The organism is Halobacillus sp. Nhm2S1, from assembly GCF_019599545.1.
In the GTDB taxonomy this organism is placed as follows: domain Bacteria; phylum Bacillota; class Bacilli; order Bacillales; family Halobacillaceae; genus Halobacillus.
In genome coordinates this window covers 273,124-285,533 of the sequence record NZ_JAIEZV010000002.1, presented here as the reverse complement: position 1 = coordinate 285,533, position 12,410 = coordinate 273,124, and the positions used below count along the sequence as shown (strand labels likewise).

11 protein-coding genes are annotated in these 12,410 nt (G+C 45.4%); 7 read left to right on the top strand and 4 right to left on the bottom strand.

What is annotated here, in order from left to right; translation table 11 throughout:
• The first annotated feature begins 14 nt into the window (after positions 1-14).
• Genes K2225_RS07970 through K2225_RS07940 form a run of 7 tightly spaced genes read left to right on the top strand, consistent with a single transcriptional unit; the run spans position 15 to position 6,095 of the window.
• Positions 15-1,274: an adenine nucleotide alpha hydrolase family protein gene (locus K2225_RS07970; RefSeq protein ID WP_220584256.1), complete on the top strand. Its 1,260-nt coding sequence runs from the start codon at positions 15-17 to the stop codon at positions 1,272-1,274.
• Positions 1,275-1,278: 4 nt separating this feature from the next.
• Positions 1,279-2,124, top strand: a complete 846-nt coding sequence (locus tag K2225_RS07965; RefSeq protein ID WP_220584897.1) for a 3-hydroxyacyl-CoA dehydrogenase family protein — start codon at positions 1,279-1,281, stop codon at positions 2,122-2,124.
• Between the two features lie 17 nt (positions 2,125-2,141).
• A complete protein-coding gene (locus tag K2225_RS07960; RefSeq protein ID WP_220584255.1) occupies positions 2,142-3,293 on the top strand; it encodes an acyl-CoA dehydrogenase family protein in 1,152 nt (383 codons plus the stop codon).
• Positions 3,294-3,304: 11 nt separating this feature from the next.
• Complete coding sequence (locus K2225_RS07955; protein ID WP_220584254.1) at positions 3,305-4,489, top strand: thiolase family protein; 1,185 nt, start codon at positions 3,305-3,307, stop codon at positions 4,487-4,489.
• A gap of 16 nt (positions 4,490-4,505) precedes the next feature.
• Entirely contained in the window at positions 4,506-4,901 is a 396-nt protein-coding gene (locus K2225_RS07950; RefSeq protein WP_220584253.1) for a PaaI family thioesterase, read from the top strand.
• The gene (locus K2225_RS07945; protein ID WP_220584896.1) at positions 4,901-5,680 is read left to right on the top strand and encodes an enoyl-CoA hydratase/isomerase family protein; all 780 of its coding nucleotides are present in this window, start codon (positions 4,901-4,903) and stop codon (positions 5,678-5,680) included. The genes K2225_RS07950 and K2225_RS07945 overlap by 1 nt, the downstream gene beginning before the upstream one ends.
• Before the next feature lie 13 nt (positions 5,681-5,693).
• Positions 5,694-6,095, top strand: a complete 402-nt coding sequence (locus K2225_RS07940; protein ID WP_220584252.1) for a PaaI family thioesterase — start codon at positions 5,694-5,696, stop codon at positions 6,093-6,095.
• Between the two features lie 163 nt (positions 6,096-6,258).
• On the opposite strand, the gene K2225_RS07935 is transcribed toward K2225_RS07940, so the two are convergent.
• The 4 genes from K2225_RS07935 to K2225_RS07920 all read right to left on the bottom strand — a co-directional run bounded on the left by K2225_RS07935 (position 6,259) and on the right by K2225_RS07920 (position 11,975).
• Positions 6,259-7,458 (bottom strand): M14 family zinc carboxypeptidase, encoded by a 1,200-nt coding sequence (locus K2225_RS07935; RefSeq protein ID WP_220584251.1) that lies wholly within the window; start codon positions 7,456-7,458, stop codon positions 6,259-6,261.
• Between the two features lie 13 nt (positions 7,459-7,471).
• Positions 7,472-9,172: a M4 family metallopeptidase gene (locus tag K2225_RS07930; protein WP_220584250.1), complete on the bottom strand. Its 1,701-nt coding sequence runs from the start codon at positions 9,170-9,172 to the stop codon at positions 7,472-7,474.
• Between the two features lie 316 nt (positions 9,173-9,488).
• The gene (gene ald / locus K2225_RS07925; RefSeq protein ID WP_220584249.1) at positions 9,489-10,619 is read right to left on the bottom strand and encodes an alanine dehydrogenase; all 1,131 of its coding nucleotides are present in this window, start codon (positions 10,617-10,619) and stop codon (positions 9,489-9,491) included.
• 105 nt (positions 10,620-10,724) lie between these two features.
• Positions 10,725-11,975, bottom strand: a complete 1,251-nt coding sequence (locus K2225_RS07920; protein ID WP_146817099.1) for a PucR family transcriptional regulator — start codon at positions 11,973-11,975, stop codon at positions 10,725-10,727.
• Positions 11,976-12,410: the final 435 nt, after the last annotated feature.

Below are 12,410 nucleotides of genomic sequence, written 5' to 3'. Positions count from 1 at the left end.
ACAGGAGGATCATCATGAAGCAATTTGTCCTCATCGATTTTGTAGTAGATGCAAAAGACAACCGGACGACAAAAGAGAATAGGCTTATGGGACGCAGAGGGGCGAATAAGCTTCATCCTGACGATGCGTACGCCGTTGAAGAGGCCGTTCGTTTAAAGACCAAACATGGTGGAAAAGTGACGATCCTTTTTTTAGCTGAAGATGCCACAGAATATCCATATCCCCACGTGCGAGATTCGGGGGTGGATGAAACGGTTTGGTTAAAGAAAGAGACATGGCATGAGGATGTATTTACAACCGCCTCGATGCTCTCCGAATATTTAAAAGAAGAAGAGGCGGATTTGATTCTTACAGCATCCGATATTTGGGGGACCATGATCGCTGAATTATTGGAAATTCCATCGGTTACTCGTGTGCTGGATGTGGATATACGGAGAGGAGATGCTTTTCTAAAACGGAAAATGGAGGAGGAAGAGGAATGGATGAAAACTTCCTTTCCTCTCTTCATCACTCCTCCCCCTCAAGTTGGTGAAGCGGAAAGCACTTTTATAAAGAGATTGAAAATAGCCGTACAAACTACAGAAGTTAAAGTGGATCATCGTTTGAAAGGAGAAGATTCTGGTCGTAGGGATGCTGGTGGAATTTCCAGGGCTTCATATGGGAGTGATCAGACGTTACAGAATATTCTTGTTGTTGGAGAAATCCAGAATCAACGGGATCAATGTTCTTATGAAGCCATCGCTGCTGCTGAAAGAATGGTAGGAGACGGCGAGGTCACTGCTGTTTTGATGGGCGAGGACGTTCGTGCTTTTTCAAAAGAGATGATGGCTTATGGTGCTGACGGTGTGTTGGAAATCAATCACCCGTTATTGGAGAACGGTACACCGGACAGTTATGCGCAGGCTCTTTTTAAGGTGTTGGATGATTACTCATTTGATAGGATCGTTTTTCCTGATTCACCGTTCGGAAGAGAGCTTTCCGCCCGGGCAGCTGTAAGGATGAGGTCTGAACTCATGACCGGGGTGACAGAAATCGAGAGACTGGATGGAGGCGTTGAATTTACGGTCCTGCCTTCTCGACGAAACAGTTTGGAAGAGAAAATCAACGGTGAAGCATGGAGGGTTTTCACCATCCAATCGGGTTGTTTTACTCCTGGGATTAAGGAAGAAAAGAAAGGGTGGAAGCGCTTGGTGAACATGGAGATTGAAGATTTGAGAATGGAGCGGTTGGATGTTACAGACCTTTCCCATGGGTATGAGAGGGCTGGTGTATAAAATGATCCAGAATATCAGTGTCATTGGAGCAGGAACGATGGGCAGAGGGATCGCGTTTGCTTGTGCTCTTTCCGGTCTAGCGGTATCTGTTCAAGATAAGTTCGAAGAAAGCATAGAAGGTTGCAAGGATTACATCATTAAACAATTCGATAAAAGTATAGAAAAAGGAAAGCTTTCGAGACAGGAAGCAGAGGAAAGGAAGGAGAAGATCCGGTATTTTCAGGAACTAGAGGGGGCTGTCCGTCAAGCCGATCTCGTCATTGAAGCTGTTCCGGAGGTGATGGAATTAAAAGTGGACACCTTCAAGGAATTGGATCGCTATGCTCCTTCGGGTGCGATTCTTGCTACCAATACATCCACGATGAGTCCTACTGAAATATCGGCCCAGACATCAAGACCCGATCGCTGCATTGCCCTCCATTTTTTCAATCCTGTACCAAAAATGAAATTGATCGAGGTCATCTGTGGGCTGGAAACCTCTGAACGAACTATTGAAGAATCGTTCCACTTTGGAGCATCGATTGGAAAAGAGTGCGTGAAAATCAATGAATTCCCTGGCTTTGCTGTCAGTCGCATGAACTGTCTGATCGGTAATGAAGCGATGAACATGGTTATGGAAGGTGTCGGGTCCGTCGAGGACATTGATAAAGCCATGAACCTTGGGCTGAATCACCCCATGGGTCCGCTCGAATTGGCCGACTTAGTGGGGTTGGATACAAGACTCCGTAATATGGAATATCTCCATAAGACGCTTGGAGAAAAATACCGTCCATGCCCGATTTTGACGAAGTACGTGAAAGCAGGGCACTTGGGCAAGAAGACAGGTAAGGGATTTTATACGTATTCCTAATGAAGGGAGAAGAAGATATGAACTTTCAACTAGATGAAGAAATTGAATTCCTGAAAAAGAATGTGCGTGATTTTGTCCAGACAGAAGTAGAAGCGGCTGCGATGGATATTGAAAAAGAGGATAAAATCCCTGACCGGATCATTGAAATGTCCAAAGAGATGGGACTGTTCGGGCTTAGTATTCCAGAAGAGTATGGGGGCCTCGGAATCGGGATGGTCGGCAAGTGTGCTTTATATGAAGAAATCGGTGCCACACATAATGGGTTTACAACTTTGATTGGTGCTCACACGGGAATAGGCACAGTCGGAATTGTGGAACTCGGAAATGAACAGCAGAAGCAAAAATATCTGCCTGCGCTAGCGCGTGGGGACTACATCGGAGCTTTTGCCCTGACAGAGCCAAGTGCCGGATCTAATGCCACGAACCTCAAAACAACGGCCGAAAAAAAAGGCGACAAATACATCCTGAATGGAACGAAGCACTATATTACCAATGCAACAGTCGCTGATGTCTTTACTGTCATGGCTGTGACAGATGCGAGTAAAGGAGCGAAAGGCATCACCTCTTTTATTATTGAAAAAGATTTTCCAGGTTTCAAAGTGGGGGCGGTCGAACCGAAGATGGGCTTGCATGGCTCTCACTCTGCTGAAATTATTCTGGAAGATTGCGAGGTTCCCGCTGAGAACGTATTGGGAGAAGAAGGGCAGGGGTATGTGAACGCGCTTAAGATTCTCGCCAATGGAAGAGCTGGTTTAGCGGCAAGGAATCTAGGATCCTGCCAAAAACTGCTTGATTTGTCCATGCAGTACACGCAGGAACGTGAACAGTTCGGCGTTCCAATTATTGAACATCAGGCCGTCGCTCATATGGTTTCTGAAATGGCCGTCGAAACAGAAGCCCTGAGGTCGTTTACTTACCGCGTCGCCTGGATGGTTGACCAGGGGAAAAAAGTGATTAAAGAAGCGGCCATGCTCAAACTCTATGGCTCGGAAGTCTATAATCGGGTAGCAGATAAGGCCGTACAGGTTCACGGAGGAATCGGGTATATTTCCGACTATCCAATTGAACGTTTCTTCCGGGATGCCCGCATCACCCGAATTTATGAAGGTACATCTGAAATACAAAAAAATATCATATCGAGCCAATTGAAGAAGGAATACGCTCTTTAAGGAGGATGAGAATGAACGAAGAAATTGTCATTGTAAGCGCTGTACGTACACCGATCGGCCGTTATGGAGGTGCCCTGAAGAATGAATCATCCGGGCACCTGGCTTCCATTGCCATTAAAGAAGCTGTGCATCGTGCTGGAATAGCTTCTGAACAAGTGGATGAAGTCATTATGGGAGAAGTCCGGCAGACCACAGAGTCATCGAATGTAGCCAGAGTGGCTGCTTTGAGAGCAGGGGTTCCTGAATCATCTCCGGCCTATACGATCAATCGTCTATGTGCATCCGGTATGCAGTGCATCGCTTCCGGAGTTCAGCAAATTATTTTTGAACAAGCGGATATTGTCGTTGCTGGTGGGACGGAGAGCATGAGTCGTTCTCCTATCTACCTTAGAAACTCAAGGTTTGGCGGAGACCGCACGCAGTTGGTAGATTCCAATACAGAAGCAGGTCAGCAGCCCAAAGAAATATACGGGAATAACCTTGGAATGGGCATCACAGCTGAAAATGTGGCCGCCCGTTATGAGGTGACAAGAGAAGACCAGGATGCTTTCGCTATCGAAAGTCAAAGGCGGGCTGCCCGCGCCATAGAAGAAGGGAGATTTAAAGATGAAATTGTCCCTGTTGAGGTGAAAGAGAAAAAATCTTCGTGGACATTTGAGGTCGATGAGCACCCTCGTCCGAATACCACGTTAGAGAAGCTTTCCCATTTACGGCCTGCTTTCAGGGATAACGGAACGGTAACAGCTGGGAATGCGTGTGGTAGAAATGATGGGGCAACGGCTCTTGTTCTCATGCGGGCATCAAAAGCAAGGGAACTAGGACTGACTCCGCTCGCAAAAATCGTCGACTGGGCCACGGCGGGTGTCTCTCCAGAATTAATGGGGATCGGCCCCGTACCAGCTGTGAAAAAACTATTGGAAAGAACCAATAAATCCGTAGAACAGATTGGGTTGGTAGAGCTGAATGAAGCCTTCGCTTCTCAATCCTTAGCTGTCATCAGGGAATTAGGATTGGACCAGGATAAGGTCAATGTCAACGGTGGAGCTATTGCACTTGGACACCCCGTCGGTGCAAGCGGGGCAAGGATCGTCACCACCCTTTTACATGAAATGAAGAAAAGAAAAGAACAGCTTGGCGTGGCAACCTTGTGCGCTGGTGGCGGCCAGGGAATGGCCATCATGGTTGAACAAATGTAGCCGGGGGAGGCTTTTCATGAGGGATTTTTCAGCTTTTTTCGCTCATATCGGGTTCCACAAACATTTGGATGAGGAACAACGCGTCATTCTTGAGCTGCCACTTACCGCTGAGGTCTTGAATGAGGATGGGACCGTTCCAGCGGGCTTGTTCTCAACCATGCTGGACATTGTCATTGGATCGACGATTGGAGAAGTATTACAACAACCGACGAGTACCGTCAACTTGAACATGAATTATTTTGACTTGTCGGATAAAGGCCCCTATACCTCTTACGCATGGGTTACCCATCAGAGTGGGAAAATCGTAATCGGTGAAGGGGTTGTGGAAGATTCTGATCAGCGTGTTGTAGCAAAGGGATCAGGGACCTTTAAAGTACTGGCTGCAGAAACAAAGGAGAAAGGAAGATCATGATGGCATTAGAAAATATTGAATATGTAAGAGAAGGGCAACTCGCTTTCATTACCATCAATCGCCCGGATGTGCGCAATGCGCTTAACAAGCAGACTTTGGATGAGATCGAAGAAGCGCTGGACCGCGCCTCGGCCGATACGGAAGTAGGCGTCGTTATTTTTACGGGAAAAGGAGACAAGTCCTTCGCAGCTGGAGCAGATATCAACCAGTTGACAGAAAAGACCGCTTTGGATGCTTTGCAGGGGAATGGAATGCAGGACATCTATAATAAAATCGAAAGCTTTGAAAAGCCTACAATCGCTATGATTAATGGTTATGCGCTGGGTGGCGGCTGTGAATTAGCCATGAGTTGTGACATTCGTGTTGCTTCTACCCATGCAAAGTTAGGACTTCCGGAACTGAATCTTTCCATTATCCCGGGAGCAGGGGGGACCCAGAGACTCGCGCGCCTAGTCGGCAAAGGCAAAGCATTGGAGATGATCTTGACCGGTAAAATCATTGATGCAAAAGAAGCGCTTCAATGCGGTCTCATTACGGAGATGGCCTCTCCCGAAGATTTACTCGATAAGGTGAGAGAGGTAAGTGAAAAGATTCTTTCTAAAGGGCCACTGGCTGTGCAGCTGGCTAAGCTCTCTGTTCATATGGGTACAGAAACGGACCTGAAAACAGGACTTATGCTGGAAAAACTATCGCAAGCCGTCTTGTTTAATTCGAAAGATAAAAACGAAGGGACGAAAGCCTTTCTTGAAAAGAGAACGCCTGTGTTTAAAGGGGAATAAAGGAGGCGGAAGCGTGCAATCATTAGAGGAAGTTCAGAAGAGTTTTGAAGAGAGTCCATTTTTTGATCATGTCGGGTTTGTTATTTCCCGTTTCAACGAAGGAGACGTCCTACTGACCCTCCCCATTCATGAGCGTTTGTATAATGTGAACGGTACATTGCATGGAGGAGTTCATGCCACCATGATTGATTTAGTTTTAGGAATGGCGATACGTTCTAAAACAAGGACCCGGTGCACGACAATGAATTTGAACATGAATTATCTTGCTCCTGCACAGGGAGGAGAAATTTATGCTACAGGGAAAATCATTCAGGAAGGATACAAAATTGTTACGGCTGAGGGGGAATTGCGGGATCAAAGCGGAAAGATGCTGGCCAAGGGAATCGGGACCTTCAAATTGATAAGAGATGAATAGAGGGAGGGCGGACTATAGATGAGGTCCGCACTTCCTTTTTTATTGAAAAAGAACAGGGAATAAACGGGTGCACTAGGTGTGTAAAACGAAACCAATCAAGAGACATTTTTAAAACTCACCCTCCATAAAAATAAGGGAAGCCGGTTAGGGCTTCCCTTATTTTTTACAAGCTTGGACGGTAAGCAGTCTCAGGGATGTCTTCGTAATCTTCAGGGTTTACATCTTCAACCGTGTCTTCTGCTACACCTTCAATAATTCCTCTCAGTCCAGTTTCAACAGCTTTCACAAGCATTCCTTTCTTCTTCTGACCAAGACTTTGGGTTTGACCAGTCACTTCAAAAAGGACGGTCCCACTGCCGTTAAGTGCAAAAGAACCTAATGCTGTACCAGGAAGGTCGAGCCCTTGTCTGTAAAGGGTGATGTTGTCAAACGGGGAGTTCCCCATTTCTTGCAGCGCATCGTAGGCAGCGACATTCAACTGGCGGGAATAATCGAAATCATAGTTGTCTGCATACTCAGAGTACTTCGATCCTTCTTCTGAATTTGGATCAGGGACGAACTGGCCGGATAGAGATAATGTGACTGGATCACTCGTTCCATCCACATAATAGAGTCCCTGGTGGTGGAGGTCTATGAAAACATCGACCGTCCCGAACTCATTTTGCAAGTTTTTGTAAACATCACGGACCGTTTGGGCTTCCGGTGTAATGTACCAGCCTGGTTGTGATGAAGAACCTGGCACATCTTCCGCTTCTGGCACATAATCCAAATCAGGATTGAAGTCGCGGTTCACATCAAATCCTGGATTGGCTGCGTAATCGTCCCCTTGAATGTTGGGGGCAGTATAGTAATTCCATGTCGGTCCACCAGCATCAGCCAGTTGAGGGAAGTCTTCGACGACTTCTGACCAGGACATGTCATTGCCTCGACGGTCGAGCTCCGAAGCATCAGGGTTCATTTTTGGAAGAGTAACAAGGGTTACCTCTTCTCTGATTTTTTGGGCGTGAGGGGAGTTACTTGAACCCAAATAGCTTAATAGATTCAGAATAGCTTCGGTTCCTGTTTTTTCATTGCCGTGAATCTCGCTTTCGATAAGGATGACCTTATCGCCGTGACCGACACGGGCTTGGTAAATATCAAGTCCTTTATTGGATTGACCCACCACATCGACTTGTACGGTTCCTTGACTGGATTTTTCAATCTGCTCCAATTTTTTGGTCAGTTGAGCATAGTCTGTCCAACCCGAGCTGTTGTACGTTTGCTGCTCGGGTGTACCCGGGTGATTTCCAGCTGCAAACGTAGGGATGGCAATACTTGAAGCTAATACGATAGAACTAGCGACAGCAAAAACTTGTTTTTTCATAGACTGTTCCTCCTTATTCTGTAATTCCTACTTGATTGAATCCATCTTCGGTAGCCTGAGCTTCTTCGCTATTTTCGCCATAGAGGTCGACAGCTGACTGGATAACCGATTGTCGTGCATGACTGAAGTCAGATTCCGGCTGCAAATAGACGGTCAAAGCACGGTAATAGATTTGGCCGAGCTTGTCTTTTCCAATCTGTTCACCTGTAATGTAAGCTGCATGGTTGATGATGGAGGAGTTGATGTGGACACCGCCATTATCTAAATTCAGAGGCAAGTCATAGTACTCATCCATGTGGGAAGGATACATGCCGTTGCCATCTCCATATGGAGCGTATTTTGCACCGACAGGATACTTACTTGGATCACTCAGACTTCTTAAGGATGTTCGTCCGGAAGCAACAGCATCTCCCCCCATGATATCTTCACCGATTTCCCAATCTTCCTCATCAACGAGGGCTCCGAAAATATCAGAGAAAGCTTCGTTCAAAGCTCCGGATTGGAAACGGTATTTAAGACCTGCTGAGTAAGTGGTTACACCGTGAGCCATTTCGTGTGCAGCGACATCGAGTCCAGCGGAAAGAGGGATGAAGAATTCACCATCACCGTCGCCGTACGTCATTTGCCGGCCGTTCCAGAAGGCGTTGTTGTAATCTACACCATAGTGGACCGTAGACTTGATAGCCATTCCTTCCCCATCGATGGAATTGCGATCGTGTTCTTCTAAATAGTACTCGTACACTTTCTCAGAATTGTAATGGGCATCGACGGCCGGTTTCTCGTAATCATCATGAAAGGAAGCATTCGGAGAAGTGAACAGCTTGCCCGGTAAAGCAGAGTAGTCCCAGCTGTTTTGTGCATCGTATGTGTAAATGCCGTCTAGATTTTCATGCGATTGATCATACAGGTAAAAGTCCGTTCCGTTTGCTTCCACACCTTTTTCATTGCTGTGGGTAATGTGCAGGTTACGGTGGTCGCCGAGGACACCTGTTCCGGATCCTTTAGAAGATTGGTATCCATCAGCGTGCATAAGCGCGTTATATTTATCAATCACTTTTCCAGTGTTGGCGTCAACATACACGAACCAGTTTCCTGGGTCTTCCCCAAGGAAGTTCACATTCACTTTATAAGCGAGGTAATTCTCATCCTGGAATGGATAGATGACAAGAGTGGATGTTGGAAGCTCTACGAGTTGTTCAGGAGCATCTACGGACTCCCTGGCAATTTCCAACCCACTTGTTTCGCTTAAAGAAGCGTTCGTAGAAAGATCTTCTTGCTCAACCGCCTCGTTGAACTGCCCGTTGACGGCTTGGACTTTGTTTTCCTTATCATAGTGGACAACCACTTGGTGGCCTTCTACTGGAACGCCATTCTTCTCTTGCTGAAGCTTGACGTGAGTCATTCCCAGTTCATCTTTTGTAACGGTTGCGTTTCCTAAACTACGTTCAGGATCAGCCATTTTGAATCGATCCTTGTTCTTGTTCAAGTGTGCTTTCGCAGAGTTCTCATTCGCTTTTGTGTACTGTTCTTTTTGTTTTTCCTGTACAAAGATTGGACGATTGTCATGATCCTTATGTACACTTTTCTGCTGAATTTGCGCGTGAGCATTTGGACTTGCGTTCTCACTGATCGCATGGGTCTGTGTCGGTGCGACCGTTCCCATTAAGAGTGCAGATGATAAGACGGCCATTGGAATCACGTGTTTTTTCTTCATAACCAACCTCCTCGTCATAATGTATCCAATTATAGGTAATGAAGGATAAAGTATACAGAGTAGATTGAACTGTTTGTATATTCTGAAAATAATGTCGAATAGAAGATTAATCTAAGACTTTAATCCCGTTTATTAGACATAATCACCGTCATACGAACATTTCGAGTAACGAAATAGATTCCAACTATTGAACTAAATGGAGGAGGGATTTTAAATGGAATTATTTGTATGACCTGGTACGTAAATATATGGAAGTCTATTCTCTCTCGTAATCAATGAAAAAAGCTCCTCCACGAATGTGGAGGAGCGGGTTGGATTATACGTGAGCTGGAGTTTGAAGGGCTTCTTTTACTGGTTTGTATTCGTAACCGAGATCACGAGCTACGGCTTCATAAGTAAGGTGGCCGTTTGCTGTGTTTACACCTGCTTCAATGGCTTTGTTTTCTTCTACAGCTTTGTTTACACCTTTAGAAGCGATTTGCAAAGCGTAAGGAATCGTTACGTTTGTAAGAGCGATCGTTGATGTGCGTGGTACCGCTCCTGGGATGTTTGCAACGGCATAATGAAGGACGCCGTGCTTTTCATAAATCGGATCATCGTGTGTCGTGATGTGATCGACGGTTTCGAAGTTACCACCCTGATCAATGGCGACGTCAACGATGACAGAGCCATCTTTCATTTCTTTGACCATGTCCTCTGTCACAAGTTTCGGTGCTTTTGCTCCCGGGATCAGGACAGCTCCGATTACGAGGTCGGCTTCTTTGACCGCTTCCGCAATATTGAACGGGTTGGACATCATGGTTTGAATGTCTTTGCCAAACTGATCATCCAACTCACGAAGACGATTCGGGTTCAAGTCCAATACGGTGACGTGAGCACCAAGGCCGATCGCAATTTTCGCTGCGTTCGTACCCACGATTCCTCCGCCAATGATGACGACTTTTCCGCGGGAGACACCAGGAACTCCGCTTAATAGAATTCCTTTTCCACCGAAGGATTTTTCAAGGTATTGAGCTCCAACCTGTGTCGCCATACGTCCAGCTACTTCACTCATTGGAGTGAGGAGAGGGAGTTTGTTATCAACGGCCACCGTCTCATAAGCAATGGCCGTCACTTCGTTTTCTACTAAAGCTTTTGTCAGTTCAGGTTCCGCTGCAAGGTGAAGGTATGTGAATAGAATAAGTCCTTTACGGAAGTATCCGTATTCAGATGGAAGTGGTTCTTTCACTTTCATGACCATTTCTGAATTCGACCAAATATCGGAAGCGGTTTCAACAATCTCAGCGCCAGCATCACGATATTCTTCGTCGGTAAAATTACTGCCTGTTCCGGCCTGGGTTTCGATGCGGATCGTGTGTCCGGCTTTCATGAGATTGATGACACCTGAAGGCGTAATCGCTACGCGGTTTTCATTGTTTTTAATTTCTCTTGGAATTCCGATAATCATGGGGAACGTCCACCTTTCAAATTGAATGTAACCAAAGTATAGCCCGCATGACTCATTTTTTGTTTAGGTAAAAATGAAAAAATAAACAGGAGGATTTGTGAAAAATCACAAATCCTCCTGTTCGTTCTCATAAATCAGTAAATCCAGATAAAGCATTGTCTTTTGGTTCATATCCTTGAAGTCGATATTTCCAATTTCTTTGATCCGTTTCAAACGGTAATTCAACGTATTCGTATGAATATGCATATGGGCGGCTGCCTGGTGTACATTGCTGTTCTTCTCAAGGAAAACTTTCAACGTTTCCAAGAGCATGGAGTTATGACGTTCATCGTATGTTCGAATATTGGTCAAGGCATCGTTTTTATAATTCTCCCGTTTTTGAAGGGAGGACAGTTCATTGAGGAATTGGTAGACACCAAGATCCTGGTAATTGTCGACATGCTGAAGCCCTGCAGAATATTGCTCCTTCAATTCCAGTACTTTCAACGCCTGCTTATAACTGTCACTGATTAGAGTCGGTGAGTCATAGATCAGCCCGAACGCTCCTTTTAGGTCTTCAAAGTTGAGACGTTCTTTCATTTTTTGTGTGAACTCACGAATGAACGCCTGATTCATTTCATTCGCATCTTCCTTATTATCGGTGCGGACAAGGAGAATGAGCTGCTGGTCATCAAAGATCCGGTTCACAATCCGGGTTTGATGGAGCGTTTCGGTTAAGTAATAGGCGTGGCGCTCTACCGCCTGGCTCATATCTTCGGTGAACTCGAACACGGCTACACAAAGTTGTCCTTGCAAATTCATATGAAATTTCTTAGCGAGGCGTTTGATCTCTGCCGGATTTTGGAGCGATCCTGTCAGCAGCTGCCAGAAAAACTCTTTTCGGTTTTCTTCGGTTTTTTTCTTTTTCGCCTGCTGTCTTAGGAGATGGTGGCTGACCCACTGGGCAGCTTCTTTCATTTCTTCCAAATGTTCCGCTGTCACGGAGAGGTCATTGGTCTGTGCCCATATGAATCCAAGAATTTCGTTATTTTTGCGGACAGAGACAGCTAACCTGTGGCCGAGACCAATAGAATCAATGGTTTTCACAATGATCGGCTGGTCACTTTCAAAAAGCTTGGCCATGATGCCTTGTTTCCACAATCCATTGATCACATGTTCCGGAACTTTCCGTCTCATGATGGTTGCGATTCTTGCTTCATCTACATTTTTTTCATGTTTGCTGTAAGAGACGATGCGGTGGTTGGCATCTTCAATGGTCACCGGACATCCTAAGGTTTCCGCAATGCTGTCGGCAAGCCCCTCTGGGGAATCGATGTAATCTTTATATGAATAGTTCAAGTGTGATGAATGTTTCATAGCGGTGCTCCTTATGGTGTGAATACCTTTATATTATCATTGTTTCTCTTATAGAAACATCCATTTTCCGATTGAAGAGTTTGTTGAATTTAACAAATAAAGGGAAGGGATTCATTGATTCCACCCAAAATAAGAAAGCGTATTCATTCTGAGCTGATTTCACTTATTTCACAAAAAGATTTAGCCTTTTGACGATGTTTTTATGTATGAATGTTTATTATTGACAGAATTGTCAAACAAGTTTATGATGATTGGAGAAAGTAATCCCTCAAAAAGGTACCCCCTTTCGAATCCGGATTACTAGAACGTAACTGATCATTTGAACTGTTAAGACTGTTATAACCTCCATTACCAAAGAGGTAAATCCGCAGTAAGAAGCCAGTTCTTCCCTAGTAGGGGAGGACTGGCTTTTTTTCGTAATCAGTTCATAAACTA